Genomic DNA, 21099 nt, shown 5'->3' on the forward strand with positions numbered 1-21099 from the left:
GAGAAAGGGAGTCCCATGACCACTTCCCGTAGGGTGTTCATGCAGCGTGCTGCGATGGCCGCGGCTCTCGGCCTCGGCGCGAGCGCCATCCTGCCCGGCTGCGCCAGCGGCGGTGATTCTCCGTCCAGCGGGGGCGGAGGTGGCGAGAAGACGGCCGAGAATCCCTTTGGCGTCAAGGCATCGGACCCGCTCGACGTGGTCATCTTCCGCGGCGGCTACGGCGACGACTATGCCAAGTTCCACGAGCAGCTCTACCAGCGGAAGTTCGCCGAGGCAAAGATCCAGCACGCCGGGATCACCGACATCTCGCCGCAACTGCAGCCGCGGTTCAACGGCGGTAATCCGCCGGACGTGATCGACAACTCCGGCGCGAAGTCGATGCCCGCCTCAACGCTGGCCGCGAACGACCAGCTGACCGATCTGACCGAGTTGTTCGACGCGCCCGCCATCGACGATCCGGCGAAGAAGGTCCGGGATCTGGTGGCGCCGATCGCCATCGAAGCGGCCGCGCTTTCGGGCAAACCACTGGTTCTCAACTACGTGCTGACGGTGACGGCGACCTGGTACGACCAGACGTTGTTCGACAAGCACGGCTGGAAACCGGCGAAGACCTGGCCGGAGTTCCTCACCTTGTGCGAGCAGATCAAGCGGGCGGGCATCGCGCCGTTGGCCCACCAGGGCAAGTTCCCGATGTACATCGGCTGGTTCCTGCTCGATCTCGCGGTGAAGCACGGTGGTCCGGAAGTCATCAAGGCGATCGACGGCCTGGAGCCGAACGCGTGGAAACACCCGTCGATCAAGCTGGCAGCCGAAGCCCTGCTCGAACTCAAGGGCAAGGGCTACATCATGCAAGGCACTGAAGGCCTGGACCACATCCAGTCGCAGACGGCCTGGAGCCATCGCAAGGCGGCGTTCATTCCGAGCGGATCCTGGCTGGAGAACGAGCAGAAATCCGTGGCGCCCGCGGACTTCAAGGCGACCGCCACCTTCACGCCGTTGCTGGATGGCGCCAAGTTGCCGGCCGAGTGCACCCAGATCAGCGCCAGCGAAGGCTTCATCGTGCCGCGGAACGCGAAGAACCGGGCCGGTGGCCTGGAATACCTGCGGATCATGTTGTCGAAGGAAGCCGCCGCGAAGTTCACCGAGATCACCGGCTCCCAGACCGTCGTACCGGGTGCTGCCGACGGGTTGAAGCTGACCCCGGGCGCGGCCTCGTCCGCCGCGCTGGTGAAGGCCGGTGGCGATGCCAACTGGACCGCCTACTTCACCAGCTGGTACTCGACGATGGAAAAGCCGTTGTCGGACCGGATCGGCGAACTCGTCGCGGGCCGGCTCACCGCCGACGAGTTCTGCGCGGGTGCCCAGCAGGTCGCCGACACGATCGCCGGCGACCCCAAGACGGTCAAGCGCACCCGCGGCTGACCCGCATTCTGACCTGCCCCGCATTCTGACCTGCCCCGTGGTCTGACCTGCCCCGTGGTCCGGTCAGCCCCGTGGTCCGGCCGGAAGGGGAGAGCCGGCGGCCGCGGTCTGGGGAACCGCGGCCGCCGGGTCGCGCTGAACTGATGCCGGGGGAGCTCAGTTCAGGGTGATGCCGGCCCACAACTTGTGGTGGTCCGAAACGGAGGTCGCGACCGCCTCGGACCAGTTGGCCGTGAAGTGGGATGCCCGCATGAAGGTGAAGTCGATCTGGCGACCACCATCCGCGGTCGCGGGACCACTGCGCCGGCAGCAGCCGTTGCCCTCGGTGTGGGTGCCGGTCGCGCCACCGCCATAGGCCGGCCGGTACATCACGTCCATCTGGTCGTCGCCGGCCTCCGCGTTGAAGTCGCCCGCCACGAACGCCGCATGACCCGCCGCGTCGTAGTCCGCCAGGATGCCGGCCACCCGCCGGATCTGGGCGCCGCGCGTACCGTCGCCGTGGAAGTCGATATGCGTCGAGCAGGCCACGAAGCCCGGGTTCGCTAGCCTCGCGCAGATCATCTTGCGCGGTTCGTGACCACCCGGGTTCGGCAGGTCCCAGACGCGGTACCAGCTGCGCTCACCGCGATGCACCAGCGCGATGCCGTACGCCGAACCATCGTCGCAGCGGTGCGCGGTCGGCACGTGGATCACGTCGTATCCGGCGGCGGCCAGGCGGTTGCCGATCCGGTTGGCCTGGCCGGCGCAGATCTCCTGCAGGGTGGCCGTTCTGGGCCTGGTCGGCCGGTCCAGAATCGCGTTCGCCACGTGATCGGCCACCCCGAGCCTGCCGTTGTTGCACTTGTTGCCACAGATGTTGAAGCTCAGATTGAGAAAGCTGTACGCCGCCGCGCTCGTCATCCCCGCCGCGCCGCTGCCCGCCGCGTTCGCCGTACGGCTCGTCGTGGTGGTCCCGGCCGTACGGCTCGTAGCGCTGGTCTCGGTCGTCGCGGCCGAGGTGGTCGTGTCGGCGAGGTCACGCGCGCCGGCCGGCGTGGCCTGCAGGGCGGTCAGGGTCAGCGCCGCGCAGGCCGTCAACGCGATGGTGGCGGCCCGGGCCGGTCGAAGTCTCATCGGTTCACTCTCTGTCCAGGTGTTCCTCGGACGCACCACGCTAGGCAGCCGATCGCGGAGGCTGAACTGATCCGATCAAAGTCGGTCAAACGAGTGACCTTGTCCCGACCGGCCGAACCGGCCAAGTGCGGTGGGTCAGCAGGTGGACGGGTGAGGTCCGACCGGCCCGCGGATGTTCCGCATGCCGGTGCGCGGGTGGTCCGCACGCCTTACGGCAACGTGTGCGCTTCATGCCGTCGTGCCGTCGTGCCGCGATGCCGCCGTGCCGTCGTGTCGGTCGACTGGGTGGCCGGCTTTGTTGGTGGGTGGCGTCGTTGGTGGGTGGTGCGGGTGGATCCTTTCTCACGGTCGGACGCGGAATGCGGTGGTTGTCGCGGGGCGGTGCTGGGTCTCGGTGCGGCTGCCGGGTTTTCGTACGGCTACCTGGCTGCAACCGGGTAGTGGGCCAACAACCCGGCAGCGGCCGGGCTAAAACCTGGCATCCGCGCAACAACCCGCTGTTCGCGCGGTAGCCCGGCAGGGGGCATGTCTCGACACCCCGCCCTGCGGCCGCGAGTGCTCCGACCGGCGTCCCGTCGGCGTCCGCGCCGGATCCCTGTCGCGGTGTCCTGTGCGTGGCCGGCCACCTCGTCGGTGGCTCAAGGCTTACTCGCCGACCGACACCGCCTGCTCGAAGGCCGCGCGATAGGCCGCCGCGGCCGGAATGGACTCGAAGCCGAACAGGACGGTGGTGACCGGTACGTCGACCGCGGCGCGAACCGCCGCCGCCGGGACCGGACCCATCCCGCCGCACAGCTCGATCCGCTTCGCGCCCGCCTCCACCAGCGACGCAGCCACCGCGGATGCGTCGGACGTGGAGGGGATGGCGACCACCGTCGTACCGCCGAAGGTCCAGCGATGTACGGCGGGATCGGCGTTCGGGTCCTCGAACAGGACGGCCGACGCCACCTCCGGCCGTACGTCGCCGGCGAATCCGATCGCGGCGCCCGAGCCGGCCTTGGCCAAGGCGGCCGCCGCATCGATGCCAAGGCCGCCGTACAGCTCGACCAGGTCCACCGGGCCGATCGACGACAGCACGGCCACCGCCTCATCCACCGACGACACCGGCACGATCGTCGTATGGGACAGCTCGTCCGCATGCACCACGCGAGCGGCCGGGTCGGTGTCGGGAACCAGTACCAGGAACAGATTGCGGAACATCGTCAAACTCCCTTGGCGTTGAACTATTCAATACCAAGGTACACTCGAATCATGGATTCAGTAGATCGAATGATCGAGGCCTGGCGGCGCAGCCATCCGGAGTTGGAGGTGAGTCCGCTGGAGGTGGTCGGGCGGCTGCTGCTGTGCGCGCGCCACCTGGAGCGGGCCCTGGTCGCCGCGCTGAAGCCGCTCGGTCTTTCGTTCGGCGACTTCGACGTGCTGAACACGTTGCGCCGGATGGCCGTGCCGGCGAATCCGACCGAACTGGCCGCGGCATCACTGGTCACTTCAGGGGCGATGACCGCCCGCCTGGACCGATTGGTCGAGGCGGGCCTGGTCGATCGCGTGGCGGCCGAACATGACCGGCGCGGGGTGCGAGTCTCGCTGACCAAGGCCGGTAACGACATCGCCGACAAGGCGCTGAAAGCGGTCTTGTCGGCGGATGAGCAGTTCCTGGCGCCGCTCGATCGCAACCAGCGCGGCGACGCCGTGGAACTCCTCCGCCTTCTCCTGCACCCGCACGAGCAGGGCTAAAGCACGAGCAGGACTAAAGCACGAGCAGGGCTAAAGCACGAGCAGGACTAAAGCTCAACAGGTCCCAAGGACAGGCGAGGACCGAAGCGGGCGGTCGGATCCGCCAACACGTCGAGCTCGAGTACGACCAGCTCGTTAAGCCCAGGCCGTACGAGCGGCCCGGGCACGAACAGCGTCGCCTGCGGCCCCCGGCGCCAGTAACGCCCGAGGCAGAACCCGTTGAACCAGGCGATGCCCTTGCCCCACGTTTCCGTGTGCAGGAAGAGATCCGCCGACCGTTCCACCTCGAGCGAGGCGCGCCAGGCCGTCGGTCCCACGCCGAGCGCATCGGTTGATCCCGCTGCCCACAAGCCCGGTACGGCGTCCAGGTCGATCGTGCACGCCGACCAGTTCGACAACACCTGCGAACCGAGCCGGACCGAGCCGATCAAGCCCTTGGGCTCACCGATCCGCGGGCCGTAGTTCACCCGGCCCTGGTCTTCCACCACGAGTTCGAGCCGGCCTCGTCCGCGCGGCAGCATGATCGCGTTGTCGTGCTGCTCCCGATCGAGAACGCCGACCGGATGGCCGTCCAGGAACACCATCGCCCGGTCGCGAACGTCCCCGACGGTGAGCAGGGCCGGTCCCTCGACGTCGATGTCGGTGCGGAAGAGCACCAGCCGGGCGTCGAGTTCGTCGAGTGTCGGCATCGAGGCGTGGTCGCTCCAGGCACCCCAATGGCCGGGATTCGCCAGCAGGCGGATCGGTTCCTCCAGCGTGACGGAGTACGTCGGGGCCGGTGCCGCCGGGGCAGGGCGCTCGTCCGGCACAGGCGCGTACCGGGCGATCACCTCGCGGAACGCGTCGTACTTCGGCGTCGGGTTGCCAGCCTCGTCCAAAGGCGCGTCGTAGTCGTACGACGTGATCGTCGGACGATAGACGCCCTTGTCGTTGGCGCCGCTCGTGAGGCCGAAGTTCGTACCGCCGTGGAACATGTAGATGTTGACCGAGGCGCCGGACGCGAGCAACGCGTCCAGTTCCGCCGCGGCCTCTTCGACGCTGGTGGTGTGATGCGGTCCGCCCCAATGGTCGAACCAGCCGTCCCAGAACTCCATGCACATCAGGGGCCCGGTTGGCTGGTGGGCGCGCAGCGTGGCGAACCGCTCGGTGGCCCGCGATCCGAACGAGCCCGTGCGCAGTACGCCGTCCAGGCCGCCCGCGGCCAGCATGTTGCCGACCGGCTGGTCCACTGTCACCAGCGGCACGGTGATACCGGCGGCCCGGATGATCTCGGCCACCGACTTCAGATAGACCTGGTCGTCGCCGAACGCGCCGTACTCGTTCTCGACCTGGACGAGCAGTACGGGACCACCCTGATCGATCTGGAGCGGCCGCACGATGCTCAGCACGTTGTGCAGGTATTCCTCGACCGCCGTCATGAACTGCTTCTCGTATCGCCGAACGCCGACGCCCGGCTGGCTGAACAACCAGGCCGGCAGGCCGCCGTTGTCCCACTCGGCGCAGATGTAGGGGCCGGGCCGCACGATCGCGTACAGCCCGGCCTCCGCCACCAGGCGCAGGAACTCCTGCAGGTCGAGCATGCCCTCGGTATCGAAGACGCCACGGCGTGGGCTGTGCGCGTTCCACGGCACGTAGGTCTCGATGGTGTTGAGCCCCATCAACCGGGCCTTCTCGATCCGGTCCGCCCAGGACCCCGGGTGCACCCGGAAGTAGTGCAGGGCCCCGGACAGGATCCGGAACGGCCGGCCGTCGAGAAGGAAATCGGACTCACCGATCACGAAGTCGGACATGCGTCTCTTTCTGCCGGAACCGGCGTCAGCCGTTGACCTGGAAGCCCTGCTGGTTGCCGTAGCCCACCAGTGCTTCCTGCCACGTCTTGAGTCCGGCGTTCAGATCGGACTTGGCCTGGTAGGACTTGCCAACGCTGTCACCGAAGATGTTGTTCGCGTACAGCTGGAACGGCAGGTAGCTCCAGTCCTTGACGACCTGGCCGGCCGCCGCGGTGAGGACCTGGTTGATCTGCTGGCCGCCGAAGTACGCGCTCTTCTTGTCGACGAACGCCGGGTCCTGCAGGTCCTTGGTGGTGGACGGGAAACCGCCGCTGGCCAGGAACGGCTTGACGCCACCGTCGTGGTTCAGCCAGCGCACGAACGCCGCCGCCAGCGCCGGGTTCGCGCTCTGCTTCAGCACCGACTGCGTGCTGCCGCCGTTCTCGGCCGTCGCCGGGGTGCCGTCGTAGGTCGGCATCGGGGCGACCCGCCACTTACCGGCGCCGGGCTTGACCGAGGCCTCCATCACGCCGGGCATCCACGCACCGGTGGGCAGGGTGGCGATGGTGCCGTCGCCGAGCGCCTTGAACCACTCGTCGGTCCAGCCGGGAATGCTCGCCACCAGGCCACCGGAAACCAGCTGGTTCCAGGCCCCGGTCCACTTCTGCGTACCGGCGTCCTGCAGGTCGATGGTGATGTTCTTGCCATCGGTCTTGAACGGCTTGCCGCCCGCCTGCCAGATCATCGAGGTGGCGAAACCGGCGTCACCGGTATCGTTGGTGATGAACTTCTTCGGGTCGGCCGCGTGCAGCTTCTTGCCTGCGGCAACGTACTCGTCCCAGGTCTTCGGCACGGTCAGGCCGTACTTGTCGAAGACCTCCTTGTTGTAGAACAGCGCCATGGGGCCCGAGTCCTGCGGCAGGCCGTACAGGCCCTCGCCCGCGTGCACCGCGGTCCAGGTGGACGGCGTGTAGGCGGACTCGAGCGAGTCGAAACCATACTGACGAAGGTCGACCAGCGAACCGGGCAGCGCGAACTGCGGCAGCGCCTGGTACTCGATCTGCGCGACATCGGGGGCACCGGAACCGGCCTTGATGGCGTTCTGCAGCTTGGTGTAGTGGTCGTTGCCGGTACCGGCGTTGACGTAGTTCACCTTGACGTTCGGGTATTCGGCCTGGAACGCCTTGACCTGAGCCTCCGCGGACGGGGTCCAGCTCCAATAGGTGATCGTGCCGCCCTTCTCCAGGGCGGCGTTCACGGCGTCGGGCGAGCCCTGCGGCTGGTCACCGGCACCGGGTTCGTCCGAGCCGCCGCAAGCGGCCAGCACGAGCGAAGCGGCCGTGACGACGGCGGCGGTGACGGCGAAACGCCGGATGCCCCGCCGGGAAGTGCTTTTCATGGCGTGTTCCCCTTTAACTGAATGACACTTGCATTGATTTGGCAGCGCATGAACTGACTGCTGTCACTTGACGCTGCCGGCGGTGAGGCCCGACTGCCAGAACCGCTGAAGAAGAAGGAAGGCGATGACCAGCGGAACGATGGTCAGCAACGACCCCGTGATCACCAGGTTGTAGATCGGGCGAGCGCCCACGCCGGTCGCCTGGTTGCTCCACTGGGTGAGGCCGACGGTGAGCGGGTAGAGATTCGGCTTGCTGAGCATGATCAGCGGCAGGAAGTAGTTGTTCCAGGTCGACACCACCGCGAACAGCAGCACCGTGACGATGCCAGGGGCAAGCAATCGCAGTGCGACGGTGAAGAAGATCCGGACTTCGCTGGCGCCGTCGATGCGCGCGGCCTCGAGCAGTTCCGCCGGTACGGACTCCGCGGCGTAGACCCACATCAGGTAGAGGCCGAACGGGCTGATCAATGACGGGATGATGATCGCCCAGATGGTGTTGGTCAGCCCGAGGTTCGAGAACATCAGGAACGTCGGAACCGCCAGCGCCGTACCGGGAATCGCGACCGCGCCCAGCAGTACGGCGAACACCGCGCGCCGCCCGTAGAACTTGTACTTCGCCAGGCCGTAACCAGCCGCCGTGGCGAGCAGGGTGGCTCCACCCGCACCCACCACGACGTACAGCAGGGTGTTGCCGAGCCAGCGCACGAAAATGCCGTTGTCGTAGGTCAGCGTGTCCCGGATGTTGCTGAACAGTGAGAACTCGGCACCGAACCACAGACCCGGGCTGGAGAACAGGTCCTCCTGCGACTTCGTTGCGCTCAGCAACAACCAGATCAGCGGCACCAGGGTGTAGACGAGATAAAGCACCATCAGCCCGGTCAGCAGCGGTGAACGCCGGGGCGTCAAGGGCGAGGTCGTGCTCACAGTGCCTCCCGCGAACCGCGCAGCTGAACGATGTAGGCGATCACCGCGGTGATCAGGCCCATCACGATGGCGACGGTGGCCGAGTAGTTGAACTGCTGTCCGGCGAAGGACAGGTTGTACGCGTACATGTTCGGCGTGTAGTACGTGGTGATCACGTTCGGCGCCAGCGTGCGAAGAATGTTGGGCTCGTTGAAGAGCTGGAAGCTGCCGATGATCGAGAAGATGGTCGCGATCACGATCGCGCCGCGCAGCGCGGGCAGCTTGACCGCCCGGATGGTGCGGAACGTGCCCGCGCCGTCGATGGCCGCGGCCTCGTACAACTCCCCGGGCACGGTGCGCAGTGCCGAGTAGAAGATCAGCATGTTGTAGCCGACGAACTCCCAGGTCACGATGTTCGCGATCGAGGGCAACATCCAGCGCTGGCTCAGCGGCTGCACGGCGGTTGTGCCCAGCAGTTCGTTCAGGTCCGCGGCCAGGCCGAAGTTGTTGCCGTAGATGAAGCCCCACATCAGTACGGCGACCACGCCGGGAACGGCGTACGGCAGGAAGATCACGATCCGGAAGAAGCTCGAACCGTGCAGCCGGGCGCTGTCGATGGCGAGCGCGGCGAGCAGGGCCAGCACCAGCATCACCGGCACCTGGACGACCAGGAAGGCCAGCACCCGCAGGAACGACTCCCAGAACTTCGCGTCGCGGAGCACGTCGGCGTAGTTGTCGAGGCCGACAAAAACCGTGCCGCCGAAGAAGGCCTGATCGCGGAAGAGGCTCAGGTAGATCGCATAGGCGATCGGTGCCAGGAAGGTCAGCGCGAAGACGGCCAGGAACGGACCGACAAAGATCCACCCTTTGCCGTCGGTGCGGAACCGCGCGCGCCGCCGGCGCAGCGCAACGGACTCGGTCATGGGGTCCGCCGACCTCCTTCTGTTCGGGGCGACGCGTCGATGTTTACGTCAACATCCCGCCGGTGACGGTAGCGTGTTTACGTCAACATGTCCACAGTCCGAAGATGTGCAGGGGAGTTCCGATGGCAAGCGACGAAATCCCGCGACCGGTACGGCGCCGCGGCCCGTCGATGGCCGACGTCGCGCGGCTGGCCGGGGTGTCCGGTCAAACGGTTTCGCGGGTCGCGAACGACCGCAGCAACGTGGACGCGGCGACCCGGGACCGCGTGCTCGCGGCGATGCGCTCGGTCGGTTACCGGCCGAACAGCGCCGCCCGGGCCCTGCGCAACGGCCAGTCCCGCAGCATCGGCGTGATCGTCTTCGAGCTCTCCAGCATCGGCACCACCCGCACGCTCGACGCCATTGCCGCGGCGGCCACGATCAGGGGCTACGCGGTCAACCTGCTGCCCGTGCTCGACGCCACCCAGGGTGCGGTCTCGAACGCCTTCAGCCGGTTGGGCCAGCAAGCGGTGGATGGCGTCATCATCTTGATCGAGGCGTACAAGCTCGACGAGGCCGAAGTGCTGTTGCCGGAGGGTCTACCGGTCGTGGTCGTCGACTCGAGCGCGCTTTATGACTATCCCGTCGTTGATACCGATCAGGCGCAGGGTGCTCGGCTTGCCACGGAACACCTGTTGGACCTCGGCCATAAGACGGTGTGGCACCTCGGTGGTCCGCCGTTCTCCTTCGCCGCGACCCGGCGCCGCAAGTCCTGGGAGCAGACGCTCGTCGATCGCGGCTGTGTGGTGCCGCCGCCGCTGGTCGGCGACTGGTCGGCGGGCTCCGGGTACGACGCTGGGCGGAAGCTGGCCACCGACGCCGAAGTGACCGCGGTGTTCGCCGCCAACGACCAGATGGCGCTCGGGTTGCTGCGCGCGCTGCACGAAGCCGGGCGGGCGGTGCCGGGGGACATCAGCGTGGTCGGCTTCGACGACGTCGAGGAGGCCGCCCACTTCTGGCCACCGCTGACGACGATCCGGCAGAAGTTCGCGGAGGTCGGCCGGCTCAGCGTCGACTCCCTGATCAACGAGATCCAGGCCGGCGAACACCACCACGACCCAGTCAGCGTCGGCACCGAACTCGTCATCCGCAGCAGCACCGCCCCGCCGCCCGCTGACCCGGAGAGCTGACCGCATCCGGTCAGCTCTGCCTCGGCCATTGCCATCGGGGCGGGCCGGTTGCAGGATTCCCACCCAGACGGAAAAGGCTTTCCAAAAGGGGTGGCGGATGCGGATCAAATCCTGCGGTATCGCGCTGATGCTGGCGCTGATCGCACTCAATCTCGTCGCGCCGACGGCCGTCGCGGTACCGGTGACGACCGGGCTGAGCTACTACGTCGACGCCGAGCGCGGTTCCGACGAAGCCGCCGGTACCTCGCCGACGCGGCCGTGGCGCACGCTGGAAAAGGTGAACGCGACAACGTTCAGCCCCGGCGACCGCATTCTGCTCCGGTCGGGCCGAACCTGGACGGGGCAACTGTGGCCCAAGGGCTCGGGAGCGCCCGGCCGGCCGATCGTTGTGGATCGGTACGGGCCCGGCGCCAAACCCGCGGTGCACGGACGTGGCCAGGTGGCGGAGGCGGTTCGCCTGTTCAACCAGCAGCACTGGGAGATCCGCAACCTCGAGATCAGCAACGCCAATCCACTCACCGGTGGACCGGGAACGAATCTGCGCGATCTGCGCGGGATCGAGGTCAGCGGCGATCAGGGCGGGCGGCTGGATCACTTCCGGATCTCCGGGGTCGACGTGCATGACGTCACCGGCGAGGTGAACTGGATCGGCGGTGATCCCGCGGGCAACGCGCCGGGTGTCACCTTCAAAACCGGCTGGGACCGTTCGAAGAACACCGGTGGCATCGTCTTCCGGGGCACGGTGGCCGATCCGGCGGCACCTGGCGCGGCGACCGTGCTGAACGACATCGTGATCGAGAACTCCACCGTCAAGAGGACCTCGTTCGCCGGTATCACGATCAAGCAGCACACCGGCTCCACCCCGGGCTCGGTTCCGACCGGCTGGGGTGAGCGGGCCAACGCGAGCGATGTCCGCTTCACGCCGCACACGAACGTGGTGATCCGGAACAACTTCATCCAGCAGGACGGCAGCGACTACGCCTGCAACGGCATGTACCTCACCGACGTACGCGGTGCGCTTGTCGAGGGCAACGTGGTGTACCGCGCGGGCACCTCGGGAATCGAGGCCTATTACGCCGACGATGTGGTGATTCAGCACAACGAGGTCTACGAAACACAGCAGAAGGCCGGTGGTGCCGACTCCAACGCGATCGACCCGGACAAGGCCACCACGCGAATCGTTGTTCAGTACAACTTCGTACATCACAACGGGGACGGCATTCTGATCTGCCAGTTCTCCTTCGGTGATGTGGTGATTCGCTACAACACCATCGCGTCCAACACTCGCTATCAGATCTACCTGCATTCGGATCGCGCGGCGAACGCCCAGATCTACAACAACACCATCTACAGCGATCGAAGCGACCACCTCGTTTACGGCTACGGCAGTTCTCTGCAAGCGCGGTACGAGTTGCGGAACAACATCTTCTATTCCACCCGGGCAGGCGCTTCGCTGACCACCAGTCCAACCATTGCCTACAGCAACAACTTGTACGCCGGTGCGGAATTGGCCATCCCGGACACGCATCCGCTCCGGGGTGATCCCTTGTTCGCCGGCGCCATCTCCGGTCCGTACGGCACCGAAACCACCGGGCCGCAGCTGGATCGAGCTCTCGCGCTCCGGCCGGGTTCGGGCTCGGCCGCGGTGGGAACGGGCCTCGCGATCGAAGGCAACGGCGGTCGCGACTACGCCGGTACGACGCTCTACCGAGGCCTTCCCGACGTGGGCGCCTTCGAGTACCGAACGCCGGTGCAGCAGCCGTGGGAGTCGGTGAACGGCTTCGTACGTAACCAGTTCGGCCATCCGGTCGAAGGGGTGAGCGTCGTTCTCACGATGCGCGGCCGGACCTACCAAGCCACGACGCAAGCCGATGGCTTCTACCGGATCTCGCAGGTGCCGTTCGGTTCGGGAGTGGTGGCGGCGGCCAAGAGCGGATACGACTCGGCTGGTTCCACCGTCCAGATCCGGTACGGCGACACCACTCGCCGGGACCTCACCGTCGTACTGCGGAACACTGACGGGTCCCTCGCCGGCCAAGTGCTGAACGAACGGGCCGCGCCCCTGGTTGGGGCCACCGTCTCCGTACTTCGCGATGGCCAGATCGTGGCGACGGCCGAGTCTGGCGCGGATGGTGGCTTCCGGGTCCCGGGGCTACCGATGGGACCGGGGTACGCCGTTGTCGCGCGGCTCGAAGGCCGTGAGCCGGTCGAGCGGACCGGCCTGGTCGTACCGCCCGCGGGTGTTGGCAGTGCGGGCGCCTTCCTGCTGGCCGGGCCACGCGAGGTGTTGCAGGCGCACGAGTTCGACGACCAGCCCGTGGGGGCGCTTCCGAACGGCGCTGGTGGCTGGACGGTCAACGCCCTCGGTAATGCCGTGGAGGTGGTGGAAGTTCCCTCGGCCGCGGATCGCAGTGTCCGGATCGCTCGTTCGGCGAACACCGGAGGTACCGCCGGAACCGGGATCGCGCAGGTGTTCGCGGCTCCGCTGCGCGGGCTGGTGACGATCGAGGCGCGCGTGATGCGGGACCAGCCCTACGTGTCCGGAAGCAACTGGTTCGGGCTGCCGTACCTCTACAACGAAGCCGGGGTCGCCGGGATCAGCCTCGCCTTCGACAAGGGCAACATCATCGCGTCCGAAGGCGGTTCCTCCCGCACGGTGGCGACGTACGAACTCGGCCGGTGGTACGACGTACGGCTGGTGGTGGACACCGTGAACCAGCGGTACGACCTGTTCATCGATGGTGCTCAAGTGGGGGATGACCAGCAGTTCCGCACGGCGATGCCGGCTGTCGCGGGGATCGCGTTCTATGCGAACAGCTCGAACTACGGCAGTGCGCAGATCGACCGGATCCGCCTGGCCTATGGGCGGTGACGGGTCAGCCGCGCCTGAGTGAGACCTGTGTCACATCAATGTTCACGCAAACATGAGCTGTGGACCACGGGCGATGTTTACGTAATCATCGCCGGACTCGTGTTCAGCAACGTGAGGACCTCCAGATGCCTACGACCCGATCTCATCCGCTCAGAAAATTCGTCGCGGGCGGTGCCGTACTGCTCGCGGCGCTGACCGCCTCCGCCCTGCCACCCTCGACAACCCCCGCCGTCGCGACTCCCGAGGTAGCCGTGCCGGGCGCTCCGGCCGGGAGTGACGCCGCGGACGGCTTGGAGACCAAGGCGCCGTACAGCTCGTTCCGTCCCGGCGCGGAATGGCGCGATACGAGCGGCAAGCTGATCCAGGCTCACGGCGGTCAGCTCGTGCCGGCGACCGACGACCAGGGCCGGCGGATCTGGTACTGGTACGGCGAAGACCGCAGCAAGGGGTACTACGACAGCCCTGGCGTGCATGTGTACGCGTCGTACGACCTCTACAACTGGAAGGACGAAGGCCTCGCGCTGCGGGCGATGAGCTCGCCGGACCAGTTCGAGCAGGACAAGTACTTCGCCAAGCTCTACAAGGGGTACAGCGCCGCGCAGAAGGAAATCGTCTGGCGGGACTTGTCGACGAACGCCGTGCGCACCGACGGCTGGGCGAAGCCGTCCATCCTCGAGCGTCCGAAGGTGATCTACAACAAGGCAACCGGCAAGTGGGTCATGTGGGTCCACTCCGACGGTCCGTCATCGCCGACGAGCACTTCCACCTACGCACGAGCCGAAGCGGGCGTGGCCGTGTCGAACTCGCCGAAGGGCCCGTTCCGCTGGATCGACTCGTACCGGCTGAACCGGGTGCCGAGTGATTCCGTGCCCTGGTGCGGTACTTCCTCGGCGTTCGACCCGGCCGGGGGGATGGCCCGCGACATGAACCTGTTCGTCGACGACGACGGCTCGGGATACATCATCTACTCGTCCGAGGAGAACCGGACGATGTACATCTCCAAGCTCCGGCCGGACTACCTCTACCTTTCCGCGAAGCCCGAGGACGCCGTACAGGGCAAGGACTTCGTCCGTACGCTGCCGTGCAACCAGCGCGAAGCGCCCGCGATGTTCAAGACCGAGGGCACGTACTACCTGATCACCTCCGGCGCGACCGGCTGGGACCCGAACCCGGCCCGGTACGCCACCGCGCAGAGCATCCTCAGCCAGTGGACCGACCGAGGGAACCCGATCAGCGGTGACGGCGCGGCGAACACCTACCGCTCGCAAAGCACCTCGGTGATCCCGTACGACGCGAAGGCCGGCAAGTTCATCTACATGGGCGACCGCTGGACCCCGAACGACCTGGCGAGTTCGCCGTACGTGTGGCTGCCGCTGCGCTTCGGTGAAGGCGGAACCCTCTCGATCGGGCCGGACCAGGAGTGGAAGCTCGGCGATCTCCAGCCCTACCAGCGCTGGACCGTCGACACGGTGCTGCCGGATCACGTATGGCTGGCCGACACCAGCACTCTGCCGGGCCAGGTATCCGTCAAGACAGCAACGGGTTCGACCCGCCTGAACGTCACGTGGGACGCCTCGACGATCGCCCAGCCCGGACCCGCGAACCTCCGCGGCTCGCTCTCGGACGGCCGCACCTTCACGCGCTCCGTTGTCGTGGTGCCGCACGGCCTGCGGTACGTCGTCAACGCGGGCGGCGCGAATACGCCCGACTGGAAGCGAATGGCCGAAGCGGCCGCAACCGAAGGTCCGTTGCTCAACTCCAGCCCGGAACAACCGCTGGGCACCGACCCCGTGACCGGCAAAACCTGGGGCTACACCGGCGCAAGCGCTCCAGCCGGTACGGCGACCGGCGACCTCTACAGCACGCTGCGCTACGCGAAGAACCACGAGCCGCTCGTCTACACCTTCGAAGGCCTCGAACCCGGCACGTACACCGTGCACGCGGGCTACTTCGACCCCTGGCCCTGGGCGAACCGCGCCGCCCAGGTCTCCGTCAACGGCTCGGTAGTCGACCAGCAACGCCTCTTCACCGGCACCAACACCGCCGCCTCGTACCCCGGCATCACCGCCGGCGCCGACGGCAAAATCACCGTCACCATCGCCCCGACCCGTTCCCCCGACATTCAAATCAGCTGGCTCCTGGTAGCCCGCAGCAACTAACCGACCACTCACTCGCCCTGCGAGGGGCTAGCCCACGCGATGGTGGGTTACCACCCCGGATTCCGAGGTGGTAACCCACCGTGCCCGTGGCTAGCCACCTTCACGAACGGCCAGCCCGGGGTAATGGATCAGCCGTTGTTGGTGCGGCCTACGTAGACGTTGCGGGCCTTGTAGAAGGTATCGCCGGATGGGCCCGGGCTTCCGGACGCGCCGCCCATTTGCAGGTTGAGGATCAGGTGCATCGGCTTGCCCACAAAGTTCGACCCGCGATGCTGGCCGACCCACTTGCCATCCAGGTAGTAGTGGATATCAACGTCCGTCGCGTTCACCTTCGTGATCCACGCGCGGTATCCATGCCAGCCACCGGGATTCGACACCGGGACGATGGTGTTGTCCCAGCCGCCGTCGTAGGTGTTGAACCAGTTCCGCGCGTCACCCTTGAACTCCAGGATGTCGCTCTCCGGCGGCCAGCTGTTCGCCCCGGTCAACCAGAACGCGGGCCAGGTGCCACGTACCGATGGCGCCTGGAATTCCCCACGAACCTCCCAGCTCGGGTATCGGTCGTTGACCGTCAGCTGCAGTTTCGAGTGAATCGCTCCCGAGTGGTACTGAATCGGCAAGAACGGATCTTTGCTGCTGTTGCCTTCATTCCAGCTGATCCGCGACGCCTTCAACACCAAGACGCCACCGGACTCAGGGTAAACGTGATTGTGGTCGGTCCGGCTCGCGTACATCCGGGCGGTTCCGTTGTGGTCAGAACCCCACGGATAAAGGTAATTCCAAGTGGATTCGAGAGCCGAGTAGCTGCCAAAGGTGGTCGTGGGGATGGCGGTCTCCCAGGCCTGCGCGCGGGCGTGGGCCGGGGGAGCCGCAGCGGCGGCGCCGGCGATGGCGGCGCCGGCGCCGAGCAGGAACTTGCGTCGATCGATCATGGCGGTGATCTCCTTACGGGCGGTTCGGATTATCGACAGCGGCGAAGTGGCCGTCTCCGCGAGAGAAACGACCACTTCGCCGGGTAGTGCCTTATTCGCTCAGGACCTGGTCCATTGCTGGTTCGTGGCGCCGTTGCACTGCGAGACGTCGACGGCTGTTCCGTTGCCGGTGCCGCCGCCGGCCGCGGCGAGGCAGAGGCCGGGGTGGCCGACGCTGGTGATCGAGAGGTCGGGCTTGAGTTCCCAAGCCTGGTTGGCCGCGCCGGTGCAGTCGGTGATGATGACCGGGCTGCCCGCGGTGGTGCCGTTGACCGTCATGCACTTGTTGCCGTAGACCGTCAACTGCTTGCTGGCCGTCCAGTTCCACTCCTGGTTGCCGCCGCCGTTGCAATCCCACAAGTCCAAGGCGGTGCCGTTGCTTGTGGAGAAGCCAGGTACGTCGACGCAGCGGCCGCTGGCCACGCCGCGCAGTACCTCACCGGGCGGTGCCGGCGGAAGGTCGTTCACCGGCTCCTTCTTGAGCAGGCCCCAGCCCCACTGCAACTGGGCGAGACCGCTTTCGCTGTTGACTTCGAGGTCACCATCGCCGACCAACGTGGTCATCGAGTACGCGTCACCGTTGCGCAGGCCCGGCCAGTAGACGATGCCCATGCCCTGCGCACGCGCGGTCTCGGTCAACGCGCCCAGGTACGACGTGTAGACGTTGCCCTCGTGATTGCCGTAGTTCAGCCCCGTGGTCATCGGTGATCCGGCTTCGTCGATGATCGTGCGCCAGCCGTACTCGCCGATGCGCGGCAGCAGGTTCGCCAGCCACTGCGCCTCGGTGGTGTGCGCGGCCCAGAAACCGTAGAAGTGCAGGGAAAGCAGCGTGCCCTTCAGTTCGGGCGCGGCGCCGACGCCGGTCACGTTGTCGTTGTAGCCGGTGCCGGAGATGACCACCTGCTTGCGCGGAACGTGGCTGTGCCGGGCCAGCCAGCCGGAAGTCAGCGAAACCCACTCGGGCAGGGTGTAGCCGAACGGCTCGTTCATCGGCTCGAAGTAGACCCGCGGGTTCTTGCCGTACCGCTTGATCACGGTGTCCCACATGGCGGCGTACGCCGCGGGGTCGTCGACCTTGCCATCCTTGGCGTTGTTCGCCTCCCAGTAGCTGAGGATCACCTTGAAACCGGTGGCGATCGACGCGTCGATGGCGGCCTGGTACGACTTCCACCAGTCGGTTCCGACGCTCGACGGGTTGATCGGCAGGCGAACGGTGTTGGCCTTCAGTTCGTGGCGGAACTCCAGCAGGATGCCGGTCGACTTGCGGAAGGTGGTCGCGTAGTTGTCGGCGGTGCTGAGACCCGACGGTACGACGGCATCGGCCGCGTAGTTGTCGCGCGGATCGGCCCAGTTCACGCCGCGGAACTCGCGGGTGTTGGCCGGGCTGGCGGACGCGGATCCGGCCGCGTCGGAGCCGGAAACCGCCGTCGAAGCACCGTCGGCCGGTACCGCCAGGGTGGCCGAAACGGTCACCAGCGCGACCGCCGCCAGCGTGAGGCGCCGAACGATCGCCCCGGCCCTGTCAGCGAGCCGTTTTCTCTGGTATACGGACGATGGTTGCGTAAACATCATCTCGACGCACCTCACTTGTTAACGTAAACATCGGGTTCCGGTGAGGCTCTCATCGGCCCTTTGATCCGTCAAGAGTGAGGCCCGCAGCTGCTCGGAGATCCACGACCGGTCAGCGATGCGCCCGGCCACCCAGCGCGTCAGCGGCGCGGTGGCCGGCCCGTGCTCTGCCGTACGACGAGTCGCGTCGGTACGAGGTCCGTGCCGGCCTGGGCGCCGGTCTCGTGCAACTGGCGAAGAACGCCCTCCACACAACGACGGCCGACCTCGGCGAAGTCCTGGTGGATCGTGGTCAGCGGCGGAATGAACGACGCCGCCTCGGGAATGTCGTCGAACCCGACCACACTCACGTCCCCGGGAACAGCCCGGCCCTGCTCCGAGAACGCCCGCAGCAGGCCGAGCGCCATCTGGTCGTTCGCCGCGAACACCGCCGTACAGGGCTCATCGGCCAACCTCAGCCCCGCGTCGTACCCCGAGATCGCGGACCAGTCGCCGCGCAGCAACTCCGGCACTGGGCAGCCCGCTTCTGCCAGCGTGGTTCGCCAGGCCCAGGTGCGACGCTGGCTGGCGAAGGAGTCCTCTGGTCCGGCCAAGTGCCAAACCGTTTCGTGCCCGAGGTCGAGCAGATGGCGAACGGCCTGCCGTGCGCCGTCGGCCTGATCGGTATCGACCACGCTGTAGCGATCGCCCGCGTCCGAGTCGACCACGACCACGTGCACTCCCGGCGGCAGCGTGACCACGGCCGCGTCGAGCAGGTGGACCTCCATGATCACGATGATCGCGTCGACGGCGAGTTCCTCCAGCCGGCTGAACGCGCCGATCACCGCGCCCTCGGTCGGCATCGCCACCGGGATCAACGTGATCGCGTAGCCCTTGGTCCGGGCGTGGTTCGCGATCGCCTCGAGCGTGCGGCTGTTGCCCGTACTCGACAACGAGAACAGGATCACCCCGATCGCGCGGAACTCGCCGCGCTTGAGCGCACGCGCCGCGCTGTTCGGCCGGTACCCGAGTTCGCGCATCGCGTTCAGCACCTGCTGGCGGGTGCTGTCGATGACACCGGGCTGGCCGTTCGAAACCCGTGACACCGTTTGCGAGGAGACTCCGGCGAGCTCGGCGACGTCCGCCATCGACACCCGTTTGCCGCGTCGTCTGCCGGCGTGCCCGGGGTTACCGAGGTCCGCGTCCACCTCGCCCATTACCTGCCCTCTCCAACGCCGTACCGCCGCGGCAAACCCGCCCTACCAATTGCTTCCCCGCCGCGAGTGAACGCGCCCGTCCCACGCTATCCCCCAACCGGTCCGGCCCCACCGCGAGCCGCGGCTATGCGGTCCAACGTCCAGCGAGCGGCAGTGGGTGATCGGTCTGGCGCCTGGCAGTGGCTGGCCACCCGCAAGGTGGGTTACCACCTGGGATTCCGAGGTGGTAACCCACCTCTCCGATGGCCAGCCATCCCGACGCCGCCCCGTCCGCTGGGGCCAGGCCTGCGCGTCGTCGCCGGGATCGGGCGACTTCCAGCCGTTCGCCGGGTCGCCGTCCGCCACGACGACGACGATCCCGTTGCGCAGCCGGATCCGCGCGCGGTGGTTGCCGGCCCGCCACCTCTCGGTGAAGCCGAAGCCAGTCCACCACGGCGCCGACGTCGTCGTACACCAGCTCTGGTACGACGCTTGCCGAGCCCATCGTTGTGTTGATCATCGGGCCTGCCAGGCGCGGGAAATCGAGATCCCAGCATGCCGCACGGGACCGGGCGGGGTCTTGAGGAGATGAGAACGGCGAGCGGGTGTCGCGCCGCGCAACGGGGATCCGGCCAGATCGGGCAGAAAGCAACTTGAGCGGCGCAGCTGGCGGATAACAAAAGCGTTGTCGTTTGGGGGTTGACGTGCGAAAAGTTAGCGCTAACATTTTTGCCGTGCGCAGCTCCGGCCCGTCGCTCGCCGGTATCGCCGGCTCGAGGCATTCCGGGGGTGGCCGCAACTGGGCCGTCGGCCGAGAAAGATCCGAAGATGGAGGAACTGCTGTGTTGAAGAAACTGATGGCGGTCACGACCGGCCTGGTGACGGTCGCTGCGCTTACCGCTTGCGGGGAGAACGAGGCGCCCGCGGCCGGTGGCGGCGGTGGGGGCGACGACAAGATCGTGATGGGCTTCGCCCAGGTCGGCGCCGAGAGCGGCTGGCGCACGGCGAACACCAAGTCGATCCAGGAGACCGCGAAAACGGCCGGGGTCGAGCTGAAGTTCTCCGACGCGCAGCAGAAGCAGGAGAACCAGATCAAGGCGATCCGCTCCTATATCCAGCAGAAGGTGGACGTGATCGCGTTCAGCCCGGTCGTGCAGACCGGCTGGGACACGGTGCTGCTGGAGGCCAAGCGCGCGAACATCCCGGTGATCCTGACCGACCGCGCGGTCGACTCGAAGGACACCTCGCTGTACAAGACGTTCCTCGGCTCGGACTTCGTTGAGGAAGGCAAGAAGGCCGGGGACTGGCTGGTCAAGCAGGCCGCCACCGCCGACGTGAACGGTGACGGCGCGATCAAGGTCGTCGAGCTGCAGGGCACCACCGGTGCCGCACCGGCGATCGACCGGAAGAAGGGCTTCGAGGACGCGATCGCCGCGAACCCGAAGATCTCCGTGGCCGCCTCGCAGACCGGTGACTTCACCCGCGACGGTGGCAAGAAGGTGATGGAGTCGTTCCTGAACGCCCAGAAGGACATCGACGTCGTGTACGCGCACAACGACGACATGGGGCTGGGCGCGATCGAGGCGATCGAGGCCGCCGGGCGCAAGCCGGGCAAGGACATCAAGATCATCACGATCGACGCGGTGAAGGACGGTATGACCGCGCTGGCCGCCGGCAAGATCGACTACATCGTCGAGTGCAACCCGCTGCTCGGCCCGCAACTGATGGATCTGGCCAAGAAGGTTGTGGCCGGCGAAGAGGTGCCGGCCCGGGTCGTGACCGAGGAGACGGCCTTCGACCAGGCCGCGGCCAAGGAAGCGCTGCCCACCCGCCAGTACTGATCCGGATCCACCCCGTTCTGTGCCGGAGGGAACGCTGCTTTCCGCGAACCCTCCGGCACATTCCACTCAAAGGAATCTCC

General features: G+C 66.9%; 15 protein-coding genes. 6 read left to right on the top strand and 9 right to left on the bottom strand.

Features of this window, described 5'->3' with window-relative positions; all coding sequences use genetic code 11:
- Nucleotides 1-15: 15 nt before the first annotated feature.
- Nucleotides 16-1422, top strand: a complete 1407-nt coding sequence (ngcE, locus tag ACFFGN_RS03210; protein WP_380043743.1) for an N-acetylglucosamine/diacetylchitobiose ABC transporter substrate-binding protein — start codon at nt 16-18, stop codon at nt 1420-1422.
- Between the two features lie 156 nt (nt 1423-1578).
- Here ngcE and ACFFGN_RS03215 read toward each other — a convergent pair whose 3' ends face one another.
- Nucleotides 1579-2535 carry an endonuclease/exonuclease/phosphatase family protein gene (locus tag ACFFGN_RS03215; protein ID WP_380043744.1) on the bottom strand — a complete coding sequence of 319 codons (957 nt, stop codon included), beginning with the start codon at nt 2533-2535 and terminating at the stop codon, nt 1579-1581.
- A gap of 645 nt (nt 2536-3180) precedes the next feature.
- Nucleotides 3181-3735, bottom strand: coding sequence for a DUF6506 family protein (locus ACFFGN_RS03220; RefSeq protein ID WP_380043745.1), 555 nt, complete (start codon nt 3733-3735; stop codon nt 3181-3183).
- 51 nt (nt 3736-3786) lie between these two features.
- On the opposite strand from ACFFGN_RS03220, the gene ACFFGN_RS03225 reads away from it, so the two are divergent.
- Nucleotides 3787-4269: a MarR family winged helix-turn-helix transcriptional regulator gene (locus ACFFGN_RS03225; protein WP_380043746.1), complete on the top strand. Its 483-nt coding sequence runs from the start codon at nt 3787-3789 to the stop codon at nt 4267-4269.
- 47 nt (nt 4270-4316) lie between these two features.
- Here ACFFGN_RS03225 and ACFFGN_RS03230 read toward each other — a convergent pair whose 3' ends face one another.
- The 4 genes from ACFFGN_RS03230 to ACFFGN_RS03245 all read right to left on the bottom strand — a co-directional run bounded on the left by ACFFGN_RS03230 (nt 4317) and on the right by ACFFGN_RS03245 (nt 9263).
- Nucleotides 4317-6059: a glycoside hydrolase family 35 protein gene (locus ACFFGN_RS03230; RefSeq protein ID WP_380043747.1), complete on the bottom strand. Its 1743-nt coding sequence runs from the start codon at nt 6057-6059 to the stop codon at nt 4317-4319.
- Between the two features lie 25 nt (nt 6060-6084).
- Nucleotides 6085-7437 (bottom strand): ABC transporter substrate-binding protein, encoded by a 1353-nt coding sequence (locus ACFFGN_RS03235; RefSeq protein ID WP_380043748.1) that lies wholly within the window; start codon nt 7435-7437, stop codon nt 6085-6087.
- Nucleotides 7438-7500: 63 nt separating this feature from the next.
- Nucleotides 7501-8361, bottom strand: coding sequence for a carbohydrate ABC transporter permease (locus ACFFGN_RS03240; RefSeq protein ID WP_380043749.1), 861 nt, complete (start codon nt 8359-8361; stop codon nt 7501-7503).
- Nucleotides 8358-9263 (bottom strand): carbohydrate ABC transporter permease, encoded by a 906-nt coding sequence (locus tag ACFFGN_RS03245; protein WP_380043750.1) that lies wholly within the window; start codon nt 9261-9263, stop codon nt 8358-8360. Before ACFFGN_RS03245 ends, ACFFGN_RS03240 begins: the two co-directional genes overlap by 4 nt.
- Nucleotides 9264-9385: 122 nt before the next feature.
- Here ACFFGN_RS03245 and ACFFGN_RS03250 point away from each other — a divergent pair, with 122 nt between their 5' ends.
- The 3 genes from ACFFGN_RS03250 to ACFFGN_RS03260 all read left to right on the top strand — a co-directional run bounded on the left by ACFFGN_RS03250 (nt 9386) and on the right by ACFFGN_RS03260 (nt 15463).
- Complete coding sequence (locus ACFFGN_RS03250; RefSeq protein ID WP_380043751.1) at nt 9386-10432, top strand: LacI family DNA-binding transcriptional regulator; 1047 nt, start codon at nt 9386-9388, stop codon at nt 10430-10432.
- Between the two features lie 97 nt (nt 10433-10529).
- Nucleotides 10530-13304: a carboxypeptidase regulatory-like domain-containing protein gene (locus ACFFGN_RS03255; protein WP_380043752.1), complete on the top strand. Its 2775-nt coding sequence runs from the start codon at nt 10530-10532 to the stop codon at nt 13302-13304.
- Nucleotides 13305-13429: 125 nt separating this feature from the next.
- Nucleotides 13430-15463, top strand: a complete 2034-nt coding sequence (locus ACFFGN_RS03260; protein WP_380043753.1) for a glycoside hydrolase family 43 protein — start codon at nt 13430-13432, stop codon at nt 15461-15463.
- A 128-nt stretch (nt 15464-15591) separates the two neighbouring features.
- On the opposite strand, the gene ACFFGN_RS03265 is transcribed toward ACFFGN_RS03260, so the two are convergent.
- The 3 genes from ACFFGN_RS03265 to ACFFGN_RS03275 form a co-directional block, all read right to left on the bottom strand.
- Nucleotides 15592-16395 (bottom strand): glycoside hydrolase family 16 protein, encoded by an 804-nt coding sequence (locus tag ACFFGN_RS03265; RefSeq protein ID WP_380043754.1) that lies wholly within the window; start codon nt 16393-16395, stop codon nt 15592-15594.
- 99 nt (nt 16396-16494) lie between these two features.
- Entirely contained in the window at nt 16495-17907 is a 1413-nt protein-coding gene (locus ACFFGN_RS03270; protein ID WP_380043755.1) for a ricin-type beta-trefoil lectin domain protein, read from the bottom strand.
- Nucleotides 17908-18143: 236 nt separating this feature from the next.
- The gene (locus ACFFGN_RS03275) at nt 18144-19199 is read right to left on the bottom strand and encodes a LacI family DNA-binding transcriptional regulator (protein WP_380043756.1); all 1056 of its coding nucleotides are present in this window, start codon (nt 19197-19199) and stop codon (nt 18144-18146) included.
- An 821-nt stretch (nt 19200-20020) separates the two neighbouring features.
- Here ACFFGN_RS03275 and ACFFGN_RS03280 point away from each other — a divergent pair.
- Nucleotides 20021-21019, top strand: a complete 999-nt coding sequence (locus tag ACFFGN_RS03280; protein WP_380043757.1) for an ABC transporter substrate-binding protein — start codon at nt 20021-20023, stop codon at nt 21017-21019.
- The last annotated feature ends 80 nt before the right edge of the window (nt 21020-21099 follow it).

Origin of the sequence: Kribbella deserti, from assembly GCF_042434725.1 — a bacterium.
Lineage (GTDB): Bacteria > Actinomycetota > Actinomycetes > Propionibacteriales > Kribbellaceae > Kribbella > Kribbella deserti.

Bases quoted from the DNA above. Each gene is read 5' to 3' on its own strand.
- ACFFGN_RS03250 (WP_380043751.1), top strand. From the start codon at position 9,386: ATGGCAAGCGACGAAATCCCGCGACCGGTACGGCGCCGCGGCCCGTCG.
- ACFFGN_RS03235 (WP_380043748.1), bottom strand. From the start codon at position 7,437: ATGAAAAGCACTTCCCGGCGGGGCATCCGGCGTTTCGCCGTCACCGCC.
- ACFFGN_RS03220 (WP_380043745.1), bottom strand. From the start codon at position 3,735: ATGTTCCGCAATCTGTTCCTGGTACTGGTTCCCGACACCGACCCGGCC.
- ACFFGN_RS03260 (WP_380043753.1), top strand. From the start codon at position 13,430: ATGCCTACGACCCGATCTCATCCGCTCAGAAAATTCGTCGCGGGCGGT.
- ACFFGN_RS03230 (WP_380043747.1), bottom strand. From the start codon at position 6,059: ATGTCCGACTTCGTGATCGGTGAGTCCGATTTCCTTCTCGACGGCCGG.
- ngcE (WP_380043743.1), top strand. From the start codon at position 16: ATGACCACTTCCCGTAGGGTGTTCATGCAGCGTGCTGCGATGGCCGCG.
- ACFFGN_RS03265 (WP_380043754.1), bottom strand. From the start codon at position 16,395: ATGATCGATCGACGCAAGTTCCTGCTCGGCGCCGGCGCCGCCATCGCC.
- ACFFGN_RS03245 (WP_380043750.1), bottom strand. From the start codon at position 9,263: ATGACCGAGTCCGTTGCGCTGCGCCGGCGGCGCGCGCGGTTCCGCACC.
- ACFFGN_RS03225 (WP_380043746.1), top strand. From the start codon at position 3,787: ATGGATTCAGTAGATCGAATGATCGAGGCCTGGCGGCGCAGCCATCCG.
- ACFFGN_RS03275 (WP_380043756.1), bottom strand. From the start codon at position 19,199: ATGGGCGAGGTGGACGCGGACCTCGGTAACCCCGGGCACGCCGGCAGA.
- ACFFGN_RS03255 (WP_380043752.1), top strand. From the start codon at position 10,530: ATGCGGATCAAATCCTGCGGTATCGCGCTGATGCTGGCGCTGATCGCA.
- ACFFGN_RS03215 (WP_380043744.1), bottom strand. From the start codon at position 2,535: ATGAGACTTCGACCGGCCCGGGCCGCCACCATCGCGTTGACGGCCTGC.